This window comes from Pseudomonas sp. 3HC3, assembly GCF_044904505.1.
Taxonomy (GTDB): Bacteria; Pseudomonadota; Gammaproteobacteria; order Pseudomonadales; family Pseudomonadaceae; genus Aquipseudomonas; species Aquipseudomonas putida_Y.
Window position 1 is genome coordinate 66,756 of sequence record NZ_JADDRH010000013.1, and the last position, 24,379, is coordinate 91,134.

Consider the following 24,379-nt stretch of genomic DNA (forward strand, 5'->3'; position numbering starts at 1 on the left):
CCGCGCGGCGCTCGATCTCACAGGCGCTGAAATTTTCATGGCGAACACCTGGTGCCCCCCAATCCCTCCTCCAATCCCTCGCCCTGCCCCCCGAACCCCGCTTGGGTTACCATACCGCCCTTTCCCCGCTTGCCCGACTCGACACCAACAGGTCATCCATGCGTCTGTTTCATACCTCCGACTGGCACCTGGGCCAAAGCCTGCACGGCCAGGAACGCGATTTCGAACACGCCTGCTTCCTCGACTGGCTGCTCGGCCAGCTACACCTGCGCCAGCCGGATGCGCTGCTGATTGCGGGCGACATCTTCGACACCGTCAACCCGCCCGTCAAAGCCCAGGAACGCCTCTACGACTTCATCGTCCAGGCCCACGAGCAGCAGCCCAAGCTGGACATCGTGATGATCGCCGGCAACCACGACTCCGGTTCGCGCATCGAGCTGCCCGCCGCGCTCATGCGCCGCCTGCGCACCCATGCCCTGGGCCGTGTGCACTGGCTGGACGAGGGCCAACTGGATGCCGAGCGCCTGTTGATCCCGCTGACCAACGGCCGTGGCAAGGTGGCCGCCTGGTGCCTGGCCCTGCCGTTCCTGCGCCCGGCCGAAGTGACCGGCCCGCAGTTGGGTGACGACTACCTGCAAGGCATCACCCAGGTGCACCAGCAACTGATCGCCGCCGCGCAGAAGAAGCGCAAGAAAGACCAGGCGCTGATTGCCATCAGCCATGCTCACATGGCAGGTGGCGCGGTGTCGGAAGACTCCGAACGCAGCCTGATCATCGGCAACGCCGAGGCGCTGCCGGCCAAGCTGTTCGACAAGGCTATCAGCTACGTCGCCCTGGGCCATCTGCACAAGCCGCAGAAGGTCAACCGCGAAGAACGCATCCGCTACAGCGGCTCGCCAATCCCGCTGTCGTTCGCCGAAATCAACTACCCGCACCAGATCCTGGAAGTGGAGTTGGACGGCAACGGCCTGGTCAGCGTCGAGCCACGCCCGGTACCACGCGCCGTGGCCCTGCAACGGGTGGGCCCGGCACCGCTGGGCGAGCTGTTGCAGCAACTGGCCGACCTGCCAGTGATCGACCTGCTTGAAGATCCCAACCGCCAGCCCTGGCTGGAGGTGCGGGTGATGCTCGACGAGCCGCAACCCGACCTGCGCCAGCAGATCGAAACCGCGCTTGAAGGCAAGGCGGTACGGTTGATCCGCATCAGCGCCGAATACGCTGGCCGCCACAACGCCGAAGACGATGGCCTGGCCTTTGTCGAGCTGGCCCAGATGACCCCGCAAGACCTGTTCAGCCGCGCTTGGGAGCAAGCCTACGGCAACCCCGCCGACGAGCAGGCGCTGGCCGACTTCGCCCTGCTGTTGCAGGACGTGCAGCAGGAAGAGGAACAGCCATGAAGATTCTCGCCATCCGCCTGAAGAACCTGGCATCGCTGGCCGGCCCGATCGACATCGATTTCACCGCAGAACCGTTGGCCAGCGCTGGCCTGTTCGCCATCACCGGGCCTACCGGCGCCGGCAAGAGCACCCTGCTTGACGCCCTGTGCCTGGCGCTGTTTGGCACCGTGCCGCGCCTCAATGACATTGGCCGTGAGGCCAAGGTGCCAGATGCCGACGGCGACATCCCCACTTCCGACCCGCGCAACCTGCTGCGCCGTGGCACCGGTAGCGGTTTTGCCGAGGTCGATTTCGTCGGCATCGACGGCCGCCGCTACCGCGCCCGCTGGGAAGCCAACCGCGCACGCGACAAGGCCAACGGCAAACTGCAGCACAGCCGTCAAAGCTTCTACGACCTCGACAGCGAGCAGGTGCTCGGCAGTGGCAAGAACGAATACAAGCAGCTGGTCGAAGCCCGCCTGGGCCTGAACTTCGAACAGTTCACCCGTGCGGTGATGCTGGCCCAGAGCGAGTTCGGCGCGTTCCTCAAGGCTGACGACAAAGACCGCAGCGAGCTGCTGGAAAAGCTCACCAACACTGCCATCTACACCCGCCTGGGCCAGCGTGCCTTCAGCAAGGCACGCGAAGCCGGCGAGGCACACAACGCCCTGAAAGAACGCGCCAGCCACCTGCTGCCGATGGCTGCCGAGGCCCGTGCCGAACTCGACCAGCGCCTGGAGCAGGCGCAGCAGCAGTTCAAGGCCGACCAGGCCGGTGAGCGCCAGCTGGAGCAGCAACGCAACTGGCTGAATGAGCAACGCCAGCTACAGGCCCAACACACCGAAGCCAGCACCACGCTGCAGGCCGCCGAACTGGACTGGCAACAACTGGCCGAACCACGCCTGGACCTGGCACGCCTGGAGCGCCTGGCCCCACAGCGTCACCAGTTCCACCGCCGACAGGCACTGAGCGCACAGCTGGCGCCAGTGGCGGCGAAAATTGCCGAGCAGCAACAGCAACAAGCCGAACTGCAGGAGCGTACCTGCGAGCTCGAGCAGGCGCTGGACCATGCGCGCCAAACGCTTGCCGACCGCCAGGCCCAGCACGGCGAGAACACGCCGCGCCTGCGCCAGGCTTTTGCCGCGCAGGACAGTCTGGCACGCCTGGACCAGGAGCTGGCCGCCCAGCGCAACATCAGCCAGCAGGCGCAACAGCAGCTCGCTGACGGCCAGCAGCAACTGCAGCAGCTGGAAGACAACCAGCAACGCAGCCAGCAGCAACTGGCACAGATCGACACCGCGCTTGCCGACAGCCAGCACCTGGCGGGCCTGGCCAATGCCTGGCACGCCTACCTGCCGCAACTGAAGCAGGTAATGCTGATCGGTGGCCGCCTGACCAAAGGCCGAGAAGAGTTACCCGGCCTGCAGGCCCAGGCCAGCCAGGCCAATGCGCACCTGCAGGCCGAGCGCGACGCCTACGACCTGTTGTTCCGTGAAGCCAAGGCCGAACCCCAGGCCCTTGCCGAGCAGATCGACCTGCTCGGCGGTATGCTGCAGGACAACCGCAAACAGCAGCGCGCCGTAGAGGAAATGTCACGCCTGCACGGCCGTGAACAGGAGCTGCGCCAGCAGCTGGATGCCCTGCGTGAACGGCAGCAGCAGGCCATGCTGCAACGCCAGCAACTGATTACCGAAGGCACCGCCGCCAAGGCCGAGCTGGAGGCCGCCGAACAGGCGTTGACGCTCACCCGTCAACTGCTGGAACGGCAACGTCTGGCACGCAACACCAGCGTCGAAGAACTGCGTGGCCAACTGCGTGACGGCGAGCCCTGCCCGGTCTGCGGCAGCGCCGAACACCCGTTCCATCAGCCAGAAGCGCTGCTGCAGAGCCTGGGTCGCCATGACCAGGCCGAAGAGCACGCCGCGCAGAAGCAGGTCGAAACGCTCAACAGCAAGCTGGTGGAACTGCGTACCCAACTGGGTGTGGTCAATGCCCAGCTCAAGGACTTCCAGCAGCAACAGCAGCAACTGGGCGAACAGTTGCAACCGCTGGTGGCTCAGGTACAGGCACACAGCCTGTGGCCAGCCCTCGCCCCGCAGGACGACAAGGCCCGTCGCGCCTGGCTCGACAGCCAGCTGCGTCGCCTGGATGAAGAAATCAGCCAGGACGAGAAACGCCAGAGCGCTCTGCTGGCCCTGCAAAAAGACGCCGCCCGCCTGAACCAGCAATTGCAGGCGGCCCACGACGCCCAGCAACAGGCCCAGCGCCATCTGGAGCAACAGCACCAGGCCCTGGCCAACGATGAGCAACAGTTGCAGCAAGGCCTTGACGACCTGGCCGGCGTCTTGCCCAAGGAAGCCCTCAAGGCCCTGAACGAAGACCCGGCCAATGCCTTCCTCGCCCTCGACCAGCAGATTGCCCAGCGCCTGCAGCAACTGGAACAGCGCAAGGACGAACTGGAAGAACAGCAAGCCCGCCAAACCCAGCTGGACAAGCTGCGTGACCAACAACAGGCGCGCGTGGAAGGCCTGCAGCAGTTGCAGCAGAAACTGGCCACCCTCGACGAGCAACGCCAGCAAGCCCTGGCCTCACTCGGCGAACTGCTCGGCGAACATGCCAGTGCCGAAGCCTGGCAACAGCACATGGACACCGCGCTGGAACACGCCCGCGCCCTTGACGCCGACACCGCCCAGCGCCTGCAGGCGCTTCGCACCCAGGGCGTACAACTGGCCAGCGAACTTAAGGCCAATGCTCAGCAGCAACAAGCGCTGGACAGCGAGTGTCAGCAACTGCAAGGCCAGATCGCACAATGGCGCAGCCAGCATCCGGAACTGGACGACGCAGGGCTGGATCGCCTGCTGGCCATGGATGACGCCCAGGTGAACGAACTGCGTCAGCGCGTGCAAGGCGCCGAGAAGGCCGTTGAACAAGGCCGCGTGCTGCTGCAGGAACGTGAGCAGCGCCTGCAACAACACGCCGCACAAATGACCGTGGACACCTCGGCCGAAGCCTTGGAACATGCCCTGACCGAGCTGCGCGGTCGCCTGGTCAACCATGAGCAGCAGTGCGCCGAACTGCGCGCGCAGCAGGCCGACGACCAGCGCCGCCAGCAGGCCCACCAAGCGCTGGCGGCAGAAATCGAACAAGCCCACCAGCAGTGGCAACGCTGGGCCCGCCTCAATGCCCTGATCGGTTCGGCCTCCGGTGATGTGTTCCGCAAGATCGCCCAAGGCTACAACCTTGATCTGCTGCTGCACCACGCCAACGCCCAGCTACGTCAGCTGGCCCGTCGCTACCGCCTGAAGCGCGGCGGCAGCGCCCTTGGCCTGCTGGTGCTGGACACCGAGATGGGCGACGAACTGCGTTCGGTGCACTCGTTGTCGGGCGGGGAAACCTTCCTGGTGTCGCTGGCCCTGGCCTTGGGCCTGGCGTCGATGGCTTCCAGTACCCTGCGTATCGAATCGTTGTTCATTGACGAAGGCTTCGGCAGCCTCGACCCCGAGTCACTGCAGTTGGCAATGGACGCCCTCGACGGCTTGCAAGCCCAGGGCCGCAAAGTGGCGGTGATTTCCCACGTACAGGAAATGCACGAGCGCATTCCGGTACAGATCCAGGTACGGCGCCAGGGTAATGGCCTGAGTGACGTGGAGGTGTGCGGGTGATCCTCTACTCGTTCCGCCGCTGCCCGTGGGCCATGCGCGCGCGCCTGGCCCTGCGCTATGCCGGCTGCGAGGTGGAGATCTGCGAAGTGGCGATGAAGAACAAGCCGGCGGAGCTGCTGGCCTTGTCGCCCAAGGGCACGGTACCGGTGCTGGATACCGGTACCGGGGTACTGGAAGAGAGCCTGGACATCATGCGCTGGGCGCTGACGCAACACGACCCGCAGGACTGGCGGCTACAGGCCAACCCTGCGGCTGCGCAGCAGGCTGAAACGCTGATTGCGCGCAATGACACCACGTTCAAGGCGCACGTGAACCTGTACAAGTATGCTGAACGTTACCCGGAGCATTCCCGCGAGCATTACCGCCAGCAGGCCGAGGCCTGGCTGGCGGAGCTCGAAGGCCTGCTGGCGGGCCAGCCCTACCTGCTGGCCAACCACCCAAGCTTGGCCGATGCCGCGTTGCTGCCCCTGATGCGCCAGTTTGCCGGGGTCGAACCGCAGTGGTTCGCCGAGGCGGCTTATCCGCGTGTGCGGAGCTGGCTGGAGGGGTGGCTGGCTTCGGAGCTGTTCAAAGCGATCATGGTTCGCTGAACAGACACTTGGAGTCCCGTAGGCGCGGGTTCACCCGCGAACACCGGCGCAGCCGGTGCCATGCAACGCGTCGCCTGCTTCGCGGGTAAACCCGCTCCTACGACGGCCTGTGTCCACCACCGATCTGTGTGTAGGAGCGGGTTTACCCGCGAATACGGTGGCGGCGGCAACAGTGAACGGCGGGTGGAAATTGGCCAGCAGGGCCGGCCCTTTCGCGGGTAAACCCGCTCCTACGACGGCCTGTGTTCAACCACCGAGCGCGTGTAGGAGCGGGTTTACCCGCGAATACGGTGGTGGCGGCAACAGTGAACGGCGGGTGAAAATTGGCCAGCAGGGCCGGCCCTTTCGCGGGTGAACCCGCTCCTACGACGGCCTGTGTCCACCACCGATACGCGTGTAGGAGCGGGTTTACCCGCGAATACGGTGGCGGCGGCAACAGTGAACGGCGGGTGGAAATTGGCCAGCAGGACCGGCCCTTTCGCGGGTAAATCCACTTCTTGCAGGGTGTGTCTGGCCAGTTCGCCTATGAACGAACCCTCCCAACCCCTTAATCGATGAACTTCAGGTCCGAAGGCGCGTCCTGCGCCATGGTCTGCACGGTCTCCCCCAACTTGCCAGTCAAGAGATCACGGCGCATAACCACGATCTGGTTGCTCTTCTGGTTGGCTACCAGCAGGAAATTGCCGCTAGGGTCCAGGGCAAATTCGCGGGGGTGGTCGCCTTCCACGGAGCGGCGCTGCACGAACGTCAACTGGCCGTCATTCTTGCCGACAGCAAACACCAGAATTTCATTCGCCGTGCCACGGTTGCTCACGTACAGAAAACGGCCGTCCGCCGACAGGTGCAAGCCTCCTGCCGCCTTGGCTGCAGGGTCCTGCTGCTCGGTCAGTGGCAGGCGTTGGCGCTCAAGCAAAGCAGCGTCCTCGACATCGAACATCACCACTTCGCCACTCATTTCCAGCGTCAGGTAGGCATGCTGGCCCTTGGCGTCGAACAGCAGGTGACGGGGCCCACTGCCTGGCGGCAAGGCCACCGAGGCCGGGATTGCCGGGCTCAACGGTTTGTCCACACTGGCGCCGTCATAGCGGTAGATGAATACCTTGTCCGCGCCCAGGTCGCAGGCATAGACATGCTGGCCATCGGGCGACAGCACCAGTGCGTGCACATGGGCACCGGCCTGGCGTTCGGGATTGACGCCACTCGCCTTGTGCCGAGCCTGTTGCACCACGGCTTTGAGCTTGCCGTCCCTGGCCACCGGAATAACCACCAGGCTGCCGCCAGGGTCAGGCTTGACCGCGTAGTTGGCCACGAACAGATAACGCTGGTCACGACTGAGGCTGGCGTGAGTCGGTTCGTCACCTTGGGTGACCACCTGGTTGAGCGGCTTGATCTCGCCCTTGGTGCTGACGCTGAAACTGCTGGCCTGGCCACCCGGGGTTTCATTGACCACAAACAGCTGGCGCTGGTCGGCCGACAGCACAAGCCAGGAAGGGTTGACGTTCTTGACCACTTGTCGCGGCGTGGGGTCGATGCGGCCAGCCTTGTCGTCGAAGTGGTAGCGGTAGACACCCTGGCTGGCGCCATCGGTATAGCTGCCCACCAGCAACGTCGAGGCGTGGGCGTGGATAGTCAGGCTCATCAGGCTAGCGGTCAGCAGGTTAGTCCAGGTGCGGTTCATCTTGCTCATCATCCGGGGCGCGAAAGGCACTCATACAGACTAGTCGATGCGCGCCGTTGGCATCGTCGAGTTGCCACTCGTCTCCGGTGGCGATGGCGGCAGCGATTTGCTCGGGGGTGAACGACCAGCGGCGCAATTGGCGGCCGTCCATGCATTCGACAGTGAGACCGGCTTCATCGGCGGTGAAGTCGAAGGCGTGCAGGCCGTCGATCAGAAGCATATCGCAGGCCTGCAGGGCGGTTGCGAGGGGGGACATAGGGGTACCAATCTGAAATGGGTTGGCAGTATAACCTTGGGGGCCGCAATGCGGCCCCTTCAATCAATGGGCAAAGATCGACCCACCCTCCTTGCCCACCATCTTCTCAGGCTTGATCAGGAACCGCGCCAATGCCGGTAGCAGCCACAACGCACCAAACATGTTCCAAAGCAGCATGAAGGTCAGCATCAGGCCCATGTCCGCCTGGAACTTGATCGCCGAGAAAATCCAGGTGCATACCCCAATGGCCAGGCACAGCCCGGTGAACAGCACCGCCTTGCCGGTCGAGCGCAGGGTCTGGTAATACGCCTCCTGCAATGGCAACCCGGCACGCAGGAAGCTTTCCAGGCGGCTGTAGATATAGATGCCATAGTCCACGCCAATGCCCACACCCAGCGCCACCACCGGCAAGGTCGCCACTTTCACCCCGATGCCCATGTAGGCCATCAACGCGTTGCCCAGCACCGAGGTCAGCACCAGGGGCAGCACGATGCACAGCGTGGCGGCGAACGAGCGGAAGGTGATCAGGCACATCACGGCCACGCAGATGTACACCAGGATCAGGATGGTCAGCTCGGCCGACTTGATCACCTCGTTGGTCGCGGCCTCGATGCCCGCGTTGCCCGCCGCCAGCAGGAACTGCAGGCCTTCCTTGTCATGGCTGTCGGCAAACGCCTTGGCCACGGCGGTGACGCGCTCCAGCGTTTCAGCCTTGTGGTCATTGAGGAACACCAGCACGGGCGCCAATGAGCAGTCGCCGTTGTAAAGGCCGTCGGCCCGGGCGATGGAGTTGTTGAGGATGTCCGGGTTGCGCGACAGGGTTTCCCATTTCAGGCTGCCCTCGTTCATGCCCTTGATCACCTGTTTGGAAACGGTGACCAGGGAAATCGCCGACTGCACGCCAGGGGTGTTTTCCATGGTCCACATCAGCTCGTCGATCGGCGCCATGGTCGAGTGGACCGAGCACTTCTCCGACGGCGTCTTGACCATGATCACCAGCACATCGGAACTGGTCGAGTAGTTGCTGATGATGAAGTTGTTGTCCTGGTTGTAGCGCGAGTCGGGGCGCAGCTCCGGTGCCCCTTGGTCGAGGTCGCCGATCTTCAGGTTCTGGCTGTACCACAGGCCGCCAGCGAAGGCGAGCAGCGCCAGCACCACTGACACCGGCGCCACCTTGGCACTGGCGAAGTTCGACAACAGACGCCAGAACGGGTGCTCGCGGGTCGCGTCTTTCTTGCTGCGCTCGATGGCCTTCTTGCTGATGCCGACGTAGGAGATGGCCACCGGCAACATGATCAGGTTGGTGAACACGATCACCGCCACACCGATGGAGGCGCCGATGGCCAGTTCGCGAATCACCCCGATGTCGATGATCAACAGGGTAATGAAGCCCACTGCGTCGGCAAGGATGGCGATCATTCCCGGCAGGAACAATTGACGAAACGTGCGCCGGGCAGCGGTAAGGGCATTCTCGGCATCACTCGACTGCAGCGCGATGCCGTTGATCTTCTGCACCCCGTGGGAAATGCCGATGGCGAAGATCAGGAACGGCACCAGCATCGAGTACGGGTCCAGGCCAAAGCCCACTGCATGCATCAGCCCCAACTGCCAGACCACCGCCACCAGCGTGGTAATGAGCACGGCGACAGTGCTGCGGATGCACCAGGTGAACCAGTACAACAACACCAAGGTGATCGCCAGGGCGACGCCGAAGAACATCGCCACCATCACCAGGCCGTCGATGAGGTCGCCGACCTTCTTGGCAAAGCCGACGATGTGGATTTTTACATTGGGGTTCTGCGCCTGGAACTTGTCGCGGATCTTCTCTTCCAGCAGGTGAGAGAACTGCTGGTAGTCCAGCTTCACCTGTTTGCCAGGGTCCTGCGGGTCCGGGTAGCTCTCCAGCAGCGGCACGTCGACGATGCTGGACTTGAAGTTGTTGCCTACCAGGCGCCCCACCTGGCCTGACTTGAGCACGTTGTCGCGCAGGGTATCGAGGCTGTCCTGCGACCCGTTGTAGGTGTTGGGGATTACCTCGCCACCGGAAAAGCCCTCCTCGGTGACCTCGCTCCAGCGCACGCTGGGGCTCCACAATGACTTCAACCCGGCCCGGTCGACACCTGGGATGTAGAACACCTCGTCATGGATCTGACGCAGGGTCTCCATGTAGTCCTTGTCGAAGATGTCACCGTTCACCGCCTCCACCGAAATGCGCACGGTGTTGCCAAGGTTGGCCAGGTCGTTGCGGTGCTCCATCATCTGCTCGATGAACGGGTGCTGCAGCGGGATCATCTTCTCGAAGCTGGTGGACGGGCGAATCTGCGTGGCCTGCCAGAACAGGAAAATGCTGACCAGCACGCACAGGGCGATGACCACTGGGCGGTTGTTGAAGATCAGGCGTTCCAGCAGCGTGGCCTTGTCCTGGTGATGCGGGTGCATGGCAATGCTCTCCCTGCTGGTCATGGACGCACCTCCCGGGCAGCCTGATCAGCCCCTTCGGCGCTGGCCAGGTGCACACCACCCTGCCCCACCAGCAGCAGGCCGCCGTTGGCCAAGCCACTGACGCCGGCCAGGGCCAGGCGGTCGGCGCGGTTGTACACGCTGAAGGTCTGGCCGTCGTCCGTGCTGCGCAGCACGCTGCCACCATTGCCGACCAGCACCAGGGTGCCATCATCGACAAGCGTAGCGCCTGCCAGGCCGAACTCCAGCGTACCGCGCGCGGCCTTGAGTTCGATCGGCTGCCAGCTGTCACCGAAGTCGCTGGAGCGGAACAGGTTGCCGCGAAGGCCGTAGGCCAGCAGGGTATGCGGCCTGGCGGTGCCGATCACGCCGAACAGCGAGCCCTCGTAGGGGCCCTGGACCTTGGCCCAGGTCTGGCCCTTGTCGGTGGAGCGGTACATGCCGCCCTGTTCACCCACGATGAACAGGCCGGCATCGCGCACTTGGGCGATACCGTTGAGGTGCAGCTGGTCCGGGTTGTCCAGCCGCTCGGCCACGTCCTGCCAGTGCTGCCCGCCATCGGTGGTTTCCAGCAAGGCGCCATAGGCCCCCACGGCAAAGCCGTGCTGGGCGTCGAGGAAGGTCACATCGAGCAAGGGCGCTTCACGGGCGAGGTCTTCGAACTGCTTGCTCCAGGTAGCGCCGCCGTCGCTGCTGGTGAGGATCTGCGCGTCATGGCCGACGGCCCAGCCACGCTTGTCGTCGAGGAAAAACACGGCAGTGAGCAATTGCCGGGTGGGTACCCGGGCCTGGGTCCAGGTGCTGCCCTGGTCGTCGGAGAACAGAATGTGGCCGCGATCACCGACCACCACCAGGCGCTTGCCGGCATGGGTGGTGTCGATCAACAGGCTTTCACTGGCCTTGGCCGATTCGGTGGAGTATTCGTCGGCTGCCGCGGCCTGGGCGCTGTCGGCCCACACCCCCAATGCCAGTGCCAGCATCGCGCTGGCTGCCCATGGCCAGGCACCACGCCTGGCTGGCGTACGTAACTGTTCCCTCATGACTGCCCCCTTGTTGTGTTCTTTTTGGTGGGTCAATGCATTGCAGGCTTTGCAAAAAGCCTGATCTAGAGGCCTGCAATAGCTTGAGGAGATCGTAGCGGGGATGTTTGCGGGAGTACAACGGGCGGGGTGTTATGTTTTGTTGTCGGCCGGGGAAAGCCGGGGCCGCTGGGCGGCCCCAATTCACAAGAATTACGCCAGACTCTTGCTCACAACTTCATACACATCACTGGACAGCTCGCCAGACGCCAGAATCCGCTCCAGTTCGCCCTTCATGAGGGCCTGACGCGCATCGTCATACTTGCGCCAGCGGGTCAGCGGCGCCAGTTGCCGCGATGCAATCTGCGGATTCAGTGCATTCAGCTCGATCACCAGGTCCGCCAGGAAACGATACCCGGAGCCATCGGCAGCATGGAAGTTGACCAGGTTCTGCCCGGCAAAGGCACCGATCAGCGCACGCACCTTGTTCGGGTTCTTCAGGGTGAAGGCCGGGTGCTGCATCAATGCCTTGACCCGCGCCAGCCCGCCCGGCAGCGTGCTGGCAGCCTGCACGCTGAACCATTGATCCATGACCAACGGGTTGTCCTTGAAGTGCTCGGCAAACGCCTCCAGCGCTTTCGCGCGCTCGGCCTCGAACGGCGAGTTGACCAGTACCGCCAGCGCGGTAAGGCGCTCGGTCATGTTGTCGCAGTGCTCGAACTGCTCCAGGGTCGCCTCCAGCACCTGTTGCTTGCCACTCTGCATCAAGTACGACAGGGCAATGTTCTGCAGGCTGCGGCGGGCAAAGTGCTTGGCCTCGGCCGCATAGGCAGTGCTGCGCGACACCTCACGGTTGGCCTGGTAACGCGCCCACAGGGCGTCGAACAGGTGTTCGGCGATCTGCTGGCGTGCGAACTCGCGGGCGGCGTGGATGGCGTCGACGTCGGCCACCTGGCTGATCTCGGTAAGGTACGCCTCACCTGGCAGCGAGAGCATTTCGGCCACCATGGCCGGGTCCAGCGATGCATTGCCCAGCACAGTCCCCAGGGCAGTAATCAGGCGCTGGTCGAGCTTCAGGGCTTCGCCGCGTTGATGCTGGCCGATCAGCTCCTGCAGTACCTGCACCGACAGCTGCTGGCCCGCTTCCCAGCGGTTGAAGCCATCGCTGTCGTGCTGCATCAGGAACATCAGCTGGTCGCGGTCATACGGGAAGCTCAGCTTCACCGGGGCGCTGAAGCCACGCAGCAGCGACGGCAGCGGCTTGGCCTGGATACCCTGGAAGGTGAAGGTTTGCTCGGCCTCGGTCACCGACAGCACGCGGCTGGTCCCTTGCCCAGCCGCTTCACCGACCAGTTGCAGCGGCAGGTCGTTGCCGGCGGCATCCAGCAGGCCCAGCTCCACCGGGATCACGAACGGCAGTTTCTCGGTCTTGTCCGGGGTCTGCGGGCAGCTCTGGCGGAACGTCAGGCTGTAGGTCTGCGCGGCGTCGTCATACGCCTCGCTGACCTCCAGGCGCGGAGTGCCAGCCTGGCTGTACCAGCGCTTGAACTGGGTGAAATCGACGCCGTTGGCGTCCTCCATGGCCTTGATGAAGTCGTCGGTGGTTACCGCCTGGCCGTCATGACGTTCAAAGTACAGGTCGCTGCCTTTGCGGAAGCCTTCGCTACCCAGCAGGGTACGGACCATGCGCACCACTTCGGCGCCCTTCTCGTAGACGGTCAGGGTGTAGAAGTTGGATATTTCGATGAAGCTGTCCGGGCGCACCGGGTGGGCCATGGGGCCGGCGTCTTCGGCGAACTGGTGGGTGCGCAGGTAGGCGACGTCCTCGATGCGCTTGACCGTGCGCGAGTTCATGTCGGCACTGAACTCGGCATCGCGGAACACCGTGAAGCCTTCCTTCAGCGACAGCTGGAACCAGTCACGGCAGGTGACACGGTTACCCGACCAGTTGTGGAAGTACTCGTGGGCGACCACGCCTTCGACGCGCTGGTGCGCAGCATCGGTGGCGGTTTCGGCACGGGCCAGTACACAGCTGGAGTTGAAGATGTTCAGGCCCTTGTTTTCCATGGCGCCCATGTTGAAGTCGTTGACCGCAACAATCATGAAGATGTCCAGGTCGTACTCACGGCCATAGACTTCTTCGTCCCAGCGCATGGACTTTTTCAGGCTGACCATGGCGTGGTCGCACTTGTCGATGTTCTCGGGTTCGACGTAGATGCGCAGGGTCACATCACGGCCGGACTGACGGGTGAAGCTGTCTTCAACGCACCACAGGTCACCGGCCACCAGGGCGAACAGGTAGGCCGGCTTCATGAACGGGTCTTCCCAGGTCGCCCAGTGGCGGCCGTCTTCGGCCGGCCCGCTGCCGATCGGGTTGCCGTTCGACAGCAATACCGGGTAGCGATGCTGCTCGGCGATGACCGTGGTGGTGAAGGTGCTCATCACGTCCGGGCGGTCGAGGTAGTAGGTGATCTTGCGGAAGCCCTCGGCCTCGCACTGGGTGCAGAACATCTTGCCCGACTTGTACAGGCCTTCCAGGGCGGTGTTGCTTTCCGGGTGGATTTTCACGCTGGTGTCCAGGGTGAAGCGCTCGGCCTTGGGCTGTACGGTCAGGCTGTCGGCGCCGAGCTGGTAGTCGCCTGGCTGCAGTTCCTGGTCATCCAGCGAGGCGCGCAGCAGTTCCAACTGCTGGCCATCGAGTTCCAGTGGCGGCAGGCCGGCACCGCGTGCCGGATTGCGGCGCATGACCAGTTGCGCGTGAACCAGCGTGTGGTCCTCGAACAGCTCGAAGGTCAGGTGCGTCTCGTCGATCAGGTACTCGGGCGCCTGGTAATCCTTGAGGTAGATCACTTGCGGTTGTTCGGTACGCATGTGCAGGTCCTTTTTACTGGAGCACGGCCAACTGGTAGGCCGTGTACTTGCGAATATTGATCACACCGGTGTCGAAGATCAGGTACTGGCCCTTGATGCCCAGCAGCGTGCCCTCGGCCACCGGGTCCTTGTCGAGGTTGAAGCTGACAATCTTCTTGGGGTACGCCTCGACCGGGTAGTTCATCTGCACCACTTCGGCGTCCGGCAGCGGCTGGATCGCCTGCAGGCCGAAGCGCCCCTGCAGCTCGCGCAGGCCGTCGGCGCAGGCTTCGAAGACCTGCTCGCGGATGGCCGGCAGGTCGAGCACCTCGGCATCGCCCTTGAGCAGCGCGCGCCAGTTGGTACGGTCCGGCACCTGGCTGCGCAACACGTCTTCGACCAGGCCCGATTGCTGCCGGGTGGCCACGCGCATGATCGGCAATGCCTGACTGGCGCCCTGGTCGAGCCAGCGGGTGGGCAGCTGGGTGGCACGGGTGATGCCGACCTTGATCCCAGACGAATTGGCCAGGTACACGATGTGGTCGGTCATGCAGAACTGTTCGCCCCACGACGGCTCCCGGCAGGTGCCGGCGTCGTAGTGGCATTTTTCCGGGGCCATGATGCACACATCGCACTGGGCCAGCTTGGTCATGCACGGGTAGCAGTAACCCTGGCTGAAGCTGGTCTTGGTGCGCTTGCCGCAATGGCTGCAATGAATGGCGCCGAGGTATTCCAGGCGCAGGCGCTGGCCGATCATGGGGTTGACCGGCACCTGCGTGTCATCCAGGCGGAAGCTGTACTGCACCACCGGTGCCTGCAGGCTGACGGCCATTTTGCTCAGCGAGCCACGAGCGAGTTCGATCAATGTACCGAGTCCGACTTGAACAGAATGTTGGCGATGGGCGCGGACTTCGACGCACATTCCTGTGGGCCCATGTAGCCGGTGCGCTGGTCTTCGGGCAGGTTCTTCATCTCCCAGGCGATGACCGCCTGCAGCGACAGTTCTTTCTGCTCGGCCGTGAGCTTGCGGCCATCCGACCATTTGCCGATTTCCACTGCCAGTTTCAGGCTCTGGTAGATTTCCGGGGTGATGTTTTCAATCATTTGCGCGAAAGTGGACATAGTGTCTCCTGATTCAAGCCGACAGTTTACGCCGGGCCAGCGCCCCACCCAAGAGCCCGGTCAGGCATCCGATGAGCAGCCCGCCGACGTGGGCGGCATTGGCGATCTGGCCAAGACCGAGGGTGCCGACCACACCGGTCAGGCACACCACCAGCCAGATCAGCATCATCACCAGCACGCCCTTGGGCAGGTTGAAGTAACGGTCGGGCGCCAGCCACTGGTACAGCCAGATGTGCCCGAGCAGGCCATACAGCACGCCGGAGAGGCCACCAAACAGGCTTGGCCCGCTGGTGTAGTGCTGGGCCAGGTTGGACACCAGGCTGAACAGCAGGGTCAGGCCCAGCAACGCCCACGGGCCCTGGCGCAGTTCGATGCGTTTGCCCAGTTCCCAGTACCACAGGCTGTTCATGGCCAGGTGCAGCACGCCGAAATGCAGCAGCATGGGCGACACCAGTCGCCACCACTGGCCTTGGTCGAGGGTTTGCGCCAGCGAGGTGAAGTACAGGTAGTCGCCCTGGACACGGAAGTCGAGGAAGGTGAACCAGCTGATGGTGGTGAAGTTGTCACCAAGCCCCGTAAGGCCGGCGACGATGAAGCACAGCAGCAGGGTGAGGGTGGTGATTTTGCAGGCCTTGGCCTGGGCTGCCAGGGAAGGCTGTGCGGGGGCATTCGCGGGTGAACCCGCCCCTACAGGGTCGGCGCTGGCCGGCAGGTCGGCGTTGCCGTCCGGGTAGCGCTGGTAGAGCTGCAGCACATCTTCGGCCAAGGTGTCGGGGGCCCAGAGGACCTGGGCATCACCCTCCTCGCTGACCCGGTGCGGCACCTGCAGGCGTTGCAACAGGTGGACGAAGCCGCTGAGGTCGACCGACAGCGGCAGGCGCATCACTTCGATAATGTTCATTGGTTGGCCTGTGGGCGGTCGACGTCGACCCAAACGAACTTGTGTGGGTCGATACGGGTTTCATCATCCAGCCGGTAAGCGACCAGCTTGCCGTAGAGCACGGCGCTATAGTCCAGGCAGGCCAGGTTGGCGCGGATCGGTGCCGGGCGACCGCTGCGCCAGTAATGCCCGACGAACAGCATCGGCTGGTCTTCGTCATAACGCAGCAAGGCGTTCTTCTGGCTGTGGCTGAGCGGGGTGCTGGCCACGTCTTCGGGCAAGGCATCGGGCTGGAACACGATGTCACCGTAGGTTTTCGGGTCTTCTTCCCAGAACTTGGTGCGGAAGAACGCGCGGGTCAGGCCGTCGCCGCCGGTCAGCGTCAGCCCGTCCGGCAGGCGCATGTCGGTACCGCGCAACAGGCGGTTGCACACCGTGTCGGCAAAACTGCCACTCACGGCCGAGGCCTGGATGAAATGTTCATCGATGCGTCCGTTGGGGTATTGCTGGCGCAGCGGCTCGATCAGCCGCGGGTCCCAGCAGGCGTGCACCAGACGGAAGCGGCCAGCGTCGACGAACAGCGGCAACTGGTAGAACCAGTTGACGAAATCGTGCCAGTCGCCAGGGTGCTGGGCAAACTGGGTGAGGGTTTCGTCAATCAGCCGGGCATGCCGCGGCGTATGTTCGCGTACATAGGCCTTGCCGCTGCCAGGCAGCGCCGGGGTGACCCAGCCCAGGGCGTTGTATTCGTGGTTGCCCATGATGCAGAACGCCTGGCCGGCTTCGACCATGTCGTGGACGATGTGCAGCGCCTCACGAATGCGTGGCCCGCGGTCGACGATATCGCCAAGGAACAACGCCTGACGTCGCGGGTGGCGCCACACGCCGGCCACGCGCTTGTATCCGAGGGCGTCGAGCAGGCGTTCAAGGGTCAGCGCACAGCCGTGCACGTCGCCGATGATGTCAAAACTTCGCGCCGGATCGAGCATCAGTCGTCACTGCTCCCCAGGCGGCTGCCCCAACCCAGCTTGGTGCGGCAGACCTCGTAGTAATTGTGGTCCAGCGGGTGGATCAGGCGCAGTTTCTGCGGCTTCTTGCTGACCGTGATGGTGTCGCCGGGGGCACAGGTGAAGTGGTTCTGGCCGTCACAGGACACCTGCGGGTAGATCTGCAGGTCCTTGGACACCACGATCTTCAGCTCGCTGTTGCCGTCGACCACGATCGGCCGGCCCGACAAGGTGTGCGGGTACATCGGCACTATGACGATGGCATCGAGCTTGGGGTGCATGATCGGGCCACCGGCCGACAGCGCATAGGCGGTGGAGCCGGTGGGGGTGGCGACGATCAGGCCATCGGCCTTCTGGCTGCAGACGAACTGGCCGTCGATGTAGATCTCGAACTCGATCATGCGCGTGGACTTGCCAGGGTGCAGCACCACGTCGTTCAGCGCATCGCCCTGGCCGATGGCCTCGTGGTGGCGGCGCACCTCGGCCTGCAGCAGGAAGCGGTTTTCCACCAGGTAGTGGCCGTCGAGCACTTCGGCGACCTTCTGTTCCAGCTCGTCGGGGCGGATGTCGGTGAGAAAACCCAGGTTGCCACGGTTGATACCCAGCACCGGAATGTTGTGCCGGGCCAGCGCGCGGGCAGCGCCCAGCAGGCTGCCGTCGCCGCCAACCACGATGACCAGGTCGCAGACCTCGCCCAGCAGCTTGCGGGTGGACGTTTGCAAGCCATGGCCGGGTAGCACTTCGGCAATGGTGTCCTCGAGGATCACGTGCAGGTGGCGATCGAGGAGGAATTTTTTCAGTCGGCGAATGGTGTCGAGCACCTGCGAGCTGCCAAGGCGACCGATGATACCGATATTGCGAAATTGCTCCATGGGGCTCCTGCGAGGCTCTGCGGCGGGTGACGATGCGCCGATTATGGGCGAAACCACCGGGCAGCGGCAAACCGGCTATGCTCGCAGGATGACGCCATTCGCCCAGCTCCACGACCTGCCCCGACAATTGCAGCACTCCACCGTGCGTGACCTGGCATGGGCCCTGTTGTCGCCGCCCCTGCTCAGCGCCCCGCCCTGCCCCCAGCGACACCCGCTGGCGGGCAGCCTGTGGGCGCAGGAGCCGCAACGCCTTGAACGGTGGTTGCGGGCCCTGGATGCCGATGACCGACCGTTGCGCGAGTGGCTGGCGCAATTGGGCAGCCGGCGCCTGGGGCATTACTACGAACGCCTGTGGCAATTTGCCCTGAGCCAGGCGCCAGGCATCGAACTGCTGGCCGCCAACCTGGCGATTCGCGACGGCGGGCGCACGTTGGGCGAGCTCGACGTGGTGCTGCGCGACCGCGACGGCGTGCACCACCTGGAACTGGCGATCAAGCTGTATCTGGGCCCGGAAGACGCCGGGCACGACCCGCATGCCTGGCTGGGGCCTGGTTGCCATGATCGGCTGGGGACCAAGCTTGCACACCTGGCAGGGCACCAGTTGCCCATGTCCAAGGGCGCGCACAGCCGCGAGATGCTGGCCAAGCTGGGGATTGAGCAGGTACAGGCACATGTGTGGCTGGGCGGCTATCTTTTCTACCCGTGGCCGGGCCATGCCAAGCCACCCACCGGCGCCAACCCGCAGCATTTGCACGGGCGCTGGGTGCGACGGCAGGACTGGGTGCTGGCTGAAGGTGAACGGTGGCAGCCGCTGCAACGGCATGCCTGGCTGGCACCTGCGCGGTTCGAGGCAGGCGAATGCTGGCTGGCGGAACAGTTTGCAGCCTGGTTGCATATGCTGGAGCAGCAGGCACCGGCGCAGTTGCTGGTGCGACTGGAGCAGGAGTCCGATGGCGCCTGGCAGGAGGTGGAGCGGGTGTTTCTTGTGGCTGATGACTGGCCGTATCTGCCCGGTAACTGATGTCACCTGTTCCGGCGCCTTCGCGGGCACGCCCGCTCCCACAGGTACTGCACAGTCTTTGAAGCCTGTGCAGTACCTGGACTGCCCCCCAAGGGGTGGATTGGTGTCCAACTTCTTGGGGCAGTCCATACCTGTGGGAGCGGGCGTGCCCGCGAAGGGGCCGGTGGCTGGCAACACAATTTTCACAGACCCAGCGCAAAGATTCGTTTCTGGTAACCATTACAATGGCACCTGAGCGCCAGCAAGAGCGCCTTCCCGACCTGATGACGAGGACCGATCATGGTTTCATCCAACCCCGCGACCCATTACGCGCGCCTGTCCATCGCCCTGCATTGGCTGATGCTGGTGCTGCTGGCTGCTGTCTATGCCCTTATCGAACTGCGTGGCCTGTTCCCCAAGGACAGCGCCGAACGCAACCTGATGAAGGACCTGCACTTCATGCTGGGGCTCAGCGTGTTCGTGCTGGTCTGGCTGCGCCTGGCCATGCGCCTGAGCCGCCCGACTCCGCCCATCGTGCCAAAACCGCCGGCCTGGCAGACCGGCCTTGGGCACCTGATGCACCTGGCGCTGTACCTGATGATGATCGGTCTGCCGCTGGCCGGTTGGTTGATCCTCAGCGCCGCCGACAAACCGGTGCCATTCTTCGGCCTGGAGCTGCCACATCTGATCGGCCCGAACCCGGACCAGGCCAAGTTCATCAAAGGGTGGCATGAGCGTATTGGCAGCTGGGGCTACTGGCTGATCGGCCTGCATGCACTGGCCGGGCTTTACCACCACTATGTGCAGCGCGACAACACGCTGTTGCGCATGCTGCCCTACAAGTAACCGCGTCGGCCCTGCAGGCCACCCGTGTGCACGAAGATCAGGCGGCTGCCGGGCTTGAACAACCCGGCAGCAACCTGATCACGCAAGGCCAGCAGAGCCTTGCCGGTATAGAGGGCTTCGAGCGGCACGCCAGTGCGCTGCTCGCAGTCAGCGATGAAAGTCAGTAGCTCATCGTCGAATTTTCCGAAACCGCCACGGCAGGCGTCGTGTAGCTGGTAGCCGTGCGTGCCGGCCAGTGCTGCCACCGTCTCTGGCAACCCATGATCCCTGGGCACTGCCAGCGCACCATGTACGGCATGTGCACCCGCCTCGGCCAGTACAAGGCCGGCCAAGGTAGTCCCCGTTCCAGCAGCCAGCCACCAGGCATCATGGTCTGACCAGCCCAATCCCGCGATCTGCGCGCGCGCCTGCTGCATGATCAGTGCGCAGCCCTGCGCACCGGCCAGCCCGCCGCCCCCTTCGGGGATGCAGTGCCAGCCTGGATAGCGCGCTTGCCAAGGTTCCCAGAAGCCGGGTTCGTTGCGTGCACGGTAGCCGCCGTAGCCTAGCCAATGCAGTTCCATGCCCAGCGCCTGCAGGTCACGCACGGTTGGCGTGTCCTGGGCATGGCCGCGTAACAGGCCGACGGTGGCGAAGCCGAAACGCTTGCCGGCAGCGGCCAAGGCGTGCAGGTGGTTGGAATGGTTGCCGCCGAGGCTGATCAGGCCTGGGGCATTGCTGGCGCCAGCCTGTTGCAGGTGGTGGCGTAGTTTGAACCACTTGTTGCCGCTGATCAGCGGGTCGATCAGGTCCAGGCGCAGAATGGCGGCCTGGACCTGGGCTTGATTCAGCCAGGGTAAGTCCAGAAATTGCAGCGGGGCTTGGGGGAGGTCGAATACATGCATGGATCGCAGTTTACAGGGTAATCCCGCAAGCGCTTGTAATCGATGAACTCGCCCCGCCAGGGCATTACAGTGCCAGGGTGGACGCGCATCAGTGGTTCGACACAGGCATCGACGGCCCGGTACAGACCGTCGCAGGAGCGGGTTCACCCGCGAAAGGGCCGGGCCTGCTGGTCAATCTCCACCCGCCGTTCACCGTTGCCACCGCCATCGAATTCGCGGGCATGCCCGCTCCCACCGGTTACCGTGCAGGTATCGGGCTCACGCAGCCCCGACGCCCTCAGAGTTCGGCCGCCAACCGCGAGCCTTGGTTGATCGCCCGTTTGGCATCCAGCTCGGCCGCCACATCCGCGCCGCCGATCAGGTGCACCGACTGCCCCGCCGCCGCCAGCCCTTCCTGCAGCTCGCGCAGCGGATCTTGCCCGGCACAGATCACCACGTTATCCACCGCCAGCACCTGCGGCTCGCCGCCGTCCACACGAATGTGCAAGCCAGCATCGTCGATACCCATGTACTCGACGCTGTTGAGCATCTGCACCCCTTTGTTTTTCAACCCGGTGCGGTGAATCCAGCCAGTCGTTTTGCCGAGCCCGTCACCCACCTTGGATTTCTTGCGCTGCAGCAGGTACACCTGCCGTGCCGGGGCGTGCGGCTCGGCCTTGATCCCGGCCACGCCACCTCGCGCCTGAAGCTGGGTATCGATGCCCCACTCTTTCCAGAATGCCCCTCGATCCTGACTGGTGGCCACGCCCTGATGCACCAGGTACTCGGACACATCGAAGCCGATACCTCCCGCGCCAATCACGGCCACCGACTTGCCCACCGGCTTGCGCTCGAGCAGCACGTCCAGGTAGCTGAGCACCTTGGCATGCTCCACGCCCGCAATGGCCGGGGTACGCGGGGCGATGCCGGTAGCCAGGATGATTTCATCAAAGCCGCCATCCACCAGTGCCTGCACATCGACGCGGGTATTCAGGCGTAGGTCGACGCCCGTGCTTCTGACCTTGTTGCGGAAGTAACGCAGCGTTTCAAAGAATTCTTCCTTGCCCGGCACCCGCTTGGCCACGTTGAACTGGCCACCGATCTCACTGGCGGCGTCAAACAGGGTCACCGCGTGGCCCCGCTCGGCCGCCACGGTGGCCGCCGCCAGGCCAGCCGGGCCGGCGCCTACCACGGCAATGCGCTTCACCGTGCGTACAGGCAGGTAGTTGAGTTCGGTCTCGTGGCAGGCACGCGGGTTGACCAGGCAACTGGTCAGTTTGCCGCCGAAGGTGTGGTCCAGGCAGGCCTGGTTGCAGCCGATGCAGGTGTTGATTTCATCCGCGCGACCGGCAGCGGCCTTGTTGACGAAGTCTGGGTCGGCGAGGAACGGTCGGGCCATCGAGACCATGTCGGCATCGCCCTCGGCCAGCACCGCCTCGGCCACTTCCGGGGTGTTGATGCGATTGGTGGTGATCAGCGGAATGCTCACCACGCCGCGCAACTTGGCGGTGACTTTGCTGAAGGCCGCACGCGGCACTTTGGTGGCGATGGTCGGGATGCGCGCCTCGTGCCAACCGATTCCGGTGTTGATCAAGGTAGCGCCGGCCTGCTCGATGGCCTTGGCCAGCAGCTCGATCTCGTCCCAGGTGCTGCCCCCCTCGACCAGGTCGAGCATCGACAGGCGGAAGATGATGATGAAGTTCGGCCCTACCGCGCCACGCACCCGGCTGACGATTTCCACTGCCAGGCGCATGCGGTTTTCATAACTGCCACCCCAGCGGTCGGTGCGATGGTTGGTGTGCGCGGCGAGGAACTGGTTGATGAAGTAACCTTCCGACCCCATGATCTCGACACCGTCGTAACCGGCACGCTGGGCCAGCACGGCACAATTGACGAAATCGGCAATTTGCTTCTCGATTCCCTCCTCGTCCAGCGCCTTGGGCTTGAACGGGTTGATCGGCGCCTGGATCGCGCTAGGTGCCACCTGGCGTGGGCTGTAGGCGTAGCGCCCGGCATGCAGGATCTGCAGGCAGATCTTGCCACCGGCGGCGTGCACCGCCTCGGTGACGATGCGGTGCTTGTCGGCCTCTTCCTCGGTGCTGAGCTTTGCCGCACCGGAATACACCCCACCTTCATCATTGGGCGCAATGCCGCCAGTGACCATCAGGCCAACGCCACCGAGGGCGCGCTCGGCAAAGTATGCAGCCATGCGCTCGAAGCCGCCGGGGCGTTCTTCGAGGCCGGTGTGCATCGAGCCCATCAGGGTGCGGTTGCGCAAGGTGGTAAAGCCCAGGTCCAGCGGGGCAAGCAGGTGCGGGTAGCGGTCGGCGGCCATGGAAAGGTCCCCTGATGGCGTGATCACGGAATGCGGGCACCTCACTGGGTGGCGGGCCCCGTCGTTTGTCTGCTTGCGACATTAAACAGCCGTTTGAATTGCCTCAATGATCAAAACTGACAAGTTAATGATCATGATGAACAGCAGAGTCAGCACCTGTCGGGAAGGTTCCAGATCTTCAGCGCTATAAGGTTCGCCTGGCTTGATCGCCAAACAGTCTCCCCGCGCATTTGCCAGACAACGCGGCTCTGCCAGACTCTTCAAGCACGTTTGATCATCCACCCATGGAACGCGGCGTCTATCAGTGCGCCCGGAGGGTTCGCTCATGCTGACAAAAGGATGGGACACCATCAGCATCGTTCGCCAGGACAGCGTGAACAGTGACCTGGCAGCCAGCTGGAACAGCCTCGACCACGAATTTTCCTATACCTCGGATGAAGGCTACGCCTGCCACGGGGTGTTCGACTGCTGGTCGGTCGTCAACGGTGGCGGCGGTCGCTTGCTGCGCCTGCGCATGCCTATACGCTCAGGCTTTTTCGAGGCCAGTGGCACCAGCCGCTCGCTGGCCGGCGCGGTTGCCATCATCGAGGTCACCCTGTCGCTGTTGCCACAAGGCGACGGCCAGATGCAGTTGAAGTCGGCCTTCCTGCGCAAGGCTGGAGCCACTCAACCCCTGCAGAACAACGAAGGTGGCTGGCTACGCGGCATCACCCTGCAAGACCCCGACGGCTCGCTAGGCCCTTTAGCCACCGTGGTGCTGGACTGTATTTGCAACTACCTGGTCGAGCATCCCCTACAGTTCACCCACACCTTCGCGACCATCAACTTCAGCAAAGCCACCGCCCCGGAATGGGCCAGACCACGCAAATGCACCTATGCCTACCTCGATTCGGGTTTCCTGGCGATCATGGCCGTATGTACCGAGCGCGACATCAGTGAGCTGCCACTGGATATCGATGTGTCAGGCATCAGCCAGGGTGGGCAGTCGAGCTACGTGCTGTCTCCACGCCTGGTACTGGAGCACCTGGTACTGCCCGGGCTGCTTCAGCTTTACCAGGGCGCCACGGCGCAGGACTACCGCGTCGACAATACGCAAATGGTCAACATACCGACCTTGCGTATGAAGGCCATCAAATCAGGGGCGATCTGGTACACCCCCGTTGTCTTCGCCGGCTGCAACCCTGCACGAATGCTCGGTGACTTCATCACCGTCGACTATCAGGGCGACTGCGACCTGCACGCAGGCATCGACATGAAGTGGAACGGCTGGCTGAGGATGAAGCTGGTGCTCGATGGCAACACCATCACCTTCGTCAAGCAGTCGTCCGACTTCAGAAAGGAAGTGCATATTCCCTGGTACCTGGCCTGGCTCTCGCCCATCGTCAGCCTGATCACCCACATCGTCACTGCTGTGATCTCCGATGACCTGATCAGCGCCATCGCGGCGCGTGGCGGCTCGGTCAAGGCCGACACCATCGATTGCGTGTCCTGGAGCAACGACACGCATACCGCTTCGTCGAGCTACCTCGCCGAGGCCCTTGTCATCAACTACGTGTGACCCCA

The 24,379-nt window shown here is 63.8% G+C and carries 18 protein-coding genes; 6 read left to right on the forward strand and 12 right to left on the reverse strand.

Going from position 1 to position 24,379, the window contains the following annotated elements; genetic code table 11:
- Positions 1–158 precede the first annotated feature (158 nt).
- The 3 genes from INQ47_RS17495 to INQ47_RS17505 are packed head-to-tail and all read left to right on the forward strand — an operon-like array spanning position 159 to position 5,628.
- Positions 159–1,397, forward strand: a complete 1,239-nt coding sequence (locus INQ47_RS17495) for an exonuclease SbcCD subunit D C-terminal domain-containing protein (protein ID WP_404702208.1) — start codon at positions 159–161, stop codon at positions 1,395–1,397.
- On the forward strand, positions 1,394–5,038 hold the full coding sequence (locus INQ47_RS17500; protein ID WP_404702209.1) for an AAA family ATPase: 3,645 nt from the start codon (positions 1,394–1,396) through the stop codon (positions 5,036–5,038). Before INQ47_RS17495 ends, INQ47_RS17500 begins: the two co-directional genes overlap by 4 nt.
- A complete protein-coding gene (locus tag INQ47_RS17505) occupies positions 5,035–5,628 on the forward strand; it encodes a glutathione S-transferase (RefSeq protein ID WP_404702210.1) in 594 nt (197 codons plus the stop codon). Before INQ47_RS17500 ends, INQ47_RS17505 begins: the two co-directional genes overlap by 4 nt.
- Positions 5,629–6,175: 547 nt before the next feature.
- Here the strand turns inward: INQ47_RS17505 and INQ47_RS17510 are convergent.
- The 10 genes from INQ47_RS17510 to INQ47_RS17555 all read right to left on the reverse strand — a co-directional run bounded on the left by INQ47_RS17510 (position 6,176) and on the right by INQ47_RS17555 (position 17,772).
- Entirely contained in the window at positions 6,176–7,306 is a 1,131-nt protein-coding gene (locus tag INQ47_RS17510) for a lactonase family protein (RefSeq protein ID WP_404702211.1), read from the reverse strand.
- Complete coding sequence (locus tag INQ47_RS17515; protein ID WP_176684484.1) at positions 7,287–7,562, reverse strand: DUF5629 family protein; 276 nt, start codon at positions 7,560–7,562, stop codon at positions 7,287–7,289. The genes INQ47_RS17510 and INQ47_RS17515 overlap by 20 nt, the downstream gene beginning before the upstream one ends.
- A gap of 63 nt (positions 7,563–7,625) precedes the next feature.
- Positions 7,626–10,025 (reverse strand): RND family transporter, encoded by a 2,400-nt coding sequence (locus tag INQ47_RS17520; protein WP_404702212.1) that lies wholly within the window; start codon positions 10,023–10,025, stop codon positions 7,626–7,628.
- Positions 10,022–11,062 carry a YCF48-related protein gene (locus INQ47_RS17525; RefSeq protein WP_252459675.1) on the reverse strand — a complete coding sequence of 347 codons (1,041 nt, stop codon included), beginning with the start codon at positions 11,060–11,062 and terminating at the stop codon, positions 10,022–10,024. Before INQ47_RS17525 ends, INQ47_RS17520 begins: the two co-directional genes overlap by 4 nt.
- Before the next feature lie 192 nt (positions 11,063–11,254).
- Positions 11,255–13,912, reverse strand: coding sequence for an aminopeptidase N (pepN, locus tag INQ47_RS17530; RefSeq protein WP_252459674.1), 2,658 nt, complete (start codon positions 13,910–13,912; stop codon positions 11,255–11,257).
- A 13-nt stretch (positions 13,913–13,925) separates the two neighbouring features.
- Positions 13,926–14,756, reverse strand: a complete 831-nt coding sequence (locus INQ47_RS17535; RefSeq protein WP_339444509.1) for a DUF2797 domain-containing protein — start codon at positions 14,754–14,756, stop codon at positions 13,926–13,928.
- A complete protein-coding gene (locus tag INQ47_RS17540) occupies positions 14,753–15,013 on the reverse strand; it encodes a YeaC family protein (protein ID WP_003247224.1) in 261 nt (86 codons plus the stop codon). Before INQ47_RS17540 ends, INQ47_RS17535 begins: the two co-directional genes overlap by 4 nt.
- 13 nt (positions 15,014–15,026) lie before the next feature.
- Positions 15,027–15,914 carry a rhomboid family intramembrane serine protease gene (locus INQ47_RS17545; RefSeq protein WP_252459672.1) on the reverse strand — a complete coding sequence of 296 codons (888 nt, stop codon included), beginning with the start codon at positions 15,912–15,914 and terminating at the stop codon, positions 15,027–15,029.
- Entirely contained in the window at positions 15,911–16,882 is a 972-nt protein-coding gene (locus tag INQ47_RS17550) for a metallophosphoesterase (protein WP_209964497.1), read from the reverse strand. Before INQ47_RS17550 ends, INQ47_RS17545 begins: the two co-directional genes overlap by 4 nt.
- On the reverse strand, positions 16,882–17,772 hold the full coding sequence (locus tag INQ47_RS17555) for an NAD(+) kinase (protein ID WP_003247220.1): 891 nt from the start codon (positions 17,770–17,772) through the stop codon (positions 16,882–16,884). Before INQ47_RS17555 ends, INQ47_RS17550 begins: the two co-directional genes overlap by 1 nt.
- Between INQ47_RS17555 and INQ47_RS17560 the strand changes: the two genes are divergently transcribed.
- Positions 17,771–18,793 (forward strand): DUF1853 family protein, encoded by a 1,023-nt coding sequence (locus INQ47_RS17560; protein ID WP_404702213.1) that lies wholly within the window; start codon positions 17,771–17,773, stop codon positions 18,791–18,793. The two genes, INQ47_RS17555 and INQ47_RS17560, sit on opposite strands and share 2 nt — an antisense overlap.
- 279 nt (positions 18,794–19,072) lie before the next feature.
- A complete protein-coding gene (locus INQ47_RS17565; RefSeq protein WP_135192510.1) occupies positions 19,073–19,618 on the forward strand; it encodes a cytochrome b in 546 nt (181 codons plus the stop codon).
- On the opposite strand, the gene INQ47_RS17570 is transcribed toward INQ47_RS17565, so the two are convergent.
- Together INQ47_RS17570 and INQ47_RS17575 are read right to left on the reverse strand one after the other, a co-directional pair.
- A complete protein-coding gene (locus tag INQ47_RS17570) occupies positions 19,609–20,502 on the reverse strand; it encodes a 1-aminocyclopropane-1-carboxylate deaminase/D-cysteine desulfhydrase (protein ID WP_404702214.1) in 894 nt (297 codons plus the stop codon). The genes INQ47_RS17565 and INQ47_RS17570 overlap by 10 nt on opposite strands.
- Positions 20,503–20,779: 277 nt before the next feature.
- Entirely contained in the window at positions 20,780–22,816 is a 2,037-nt protein-coding gene (locus INQ47_RS17575) for an FAD-dependent oxidoreductase (RefSeq protein WP_404702215.1), read from the reverse strand.
- A 325-nt stretch (positions 22,817–23,141) separates the two neighbouring features.
- Here INQ47_RS17575 and INQ47_RS17580 point away from each other — a divergent pair, with 325 nt between their 5' ends.
- Positions 23,142–24,374, forward strand: a complete 1,233-nt coding sequence (locus INQ47_RS17580) for a TULIP family P47-like protein (protein WP_404702216.1) — start codon at positions 23,142–23,144, stop codon at positions 24,372–24,374.
- Positions 24,375–24,379 lie beyond the last annotated feature (5 nt).

What these genes read in the sequence shown, in the direction of transcription:
- INQ47_RS17555 (WP_003247220.1), bottom strand. Translation starts at nt 17,772, where the DNA reads ATGGAGCAATTTCGCAATATCGGTATCATCGGTCGCCTTGGCAGCTCG.
- INQ47_RS17500 (WP_404702209.1), top strand. Translation starts at nt 1,394, where the DNA reads ATGAAGATTCTCGCCATCCGCCTGAAGAACCTGGCATCGCTGGCCGGC.
- INQ47_RS17570 (WP_404702214.1), bottom strand. Translation starts at nt 20,502, where the DNA reads ATGCATGTATTCGACCTCCCCCAAGCCCCGCTGCAATTTCTGGACTTA.
- INQ47_RS17515 (WP_176684484.1), bottom strand. Translation starts at nt 7,562, where the DNA reads ATGTCCCCCCTCGCAACCGCCCTGCAGGCCTGCGATATGCTTCTGATC.
- INQ47_RS17540 (WP_003247224.1), bottom strand. Translation starts at nt 15,013, where the DNA reads ATGTCCACTTTCGCGCAAATGATTGAAAACATCACCCCGGAAATCTAC.
- INQ47_RS17580 (WP_404702216.1), top strand. Translation starts at nt 23,142, where the DNA reads ATGCTGACAAAAGGATGGGACACCATCAGCATCGTTCGCCAGGACAGC.
- INQ47_RS17565 (WP_135192510.1), top strand. Translation starts at nt 19,073, where the DNA reads ATGGTTTCATCCAACCCCGCGACCCATTACGCGCGCCTGTCCATCGCC.
- INQ47_RS17495 (WP_404702208.1), top strand. Translation starts at nt 159, where the DNA reads ATGCGTCTGTTTCATACCTCCGACTGGCACCTGGGCCAAAGCCTGCAC.
- pepN (WP_252459674.1), bottom strand. Translation starts at nt 13,912, where the DNA reads ATGCGTACCGAACAACCGCAAGTGATCTACCTCAAGGATTACCAGGCG.
- INQ47_RS17560 (WP_404702213.1), top strand. Translation starts at nt 17,771, where the DNA reads ATGGGGCTCCTGCGAGGCTCTGCGGCGGGTGACGATGCGCCGATTATG.
- INQ47_RS17525 (WP_252459675.1), bottom strand. Translation starts at nt 11,062, where the DNA reads ATGAGGGAACAGTTACGTACGCCAGCCAGGCGTGGTGCCTGGCCATGG.
- INQ47_RS17545 (WP_252459672.1), bottom strand. Translation starts at nt 15,914, where the DNA reads ATGAACATTATCGAAGTGATGCGCCTGCCGCTGTCGGTCGACCTCAGC.
- INQ47_RS17510 (WP_404702211.1), bottom strand. Translation starts at nt 7,306, where the DNA reads ATGAACCGCACCTGGACTAACCTGCTGACCGCTAGCCTGATGAGCCTG.
- INQ47_RS17575 (WP_404702215.1), bottom strand. Translation starts at nt 22,816, where the DNA reads ATGGCCGCCGACCGCTACCCGCACCTGCTTGCCCCGCTGGACCTGGGC.
- INQ47_RS17550 (WP_209964497.1), bottom strand. Translation starts at nt 16,882, where the DNA reads ATGCTCGATCCGGCGCGAAGTTTTGACATCATCGGCGACGTGCACGGC.
- INQ47_RS17520 (WP_404702212.1), bottom strand. Translation starts at nt 10,025, where the DNA reads ATGACCAGCAGGGAGAGCATTGCCATGCACCCGCATCACCAGGACAAG.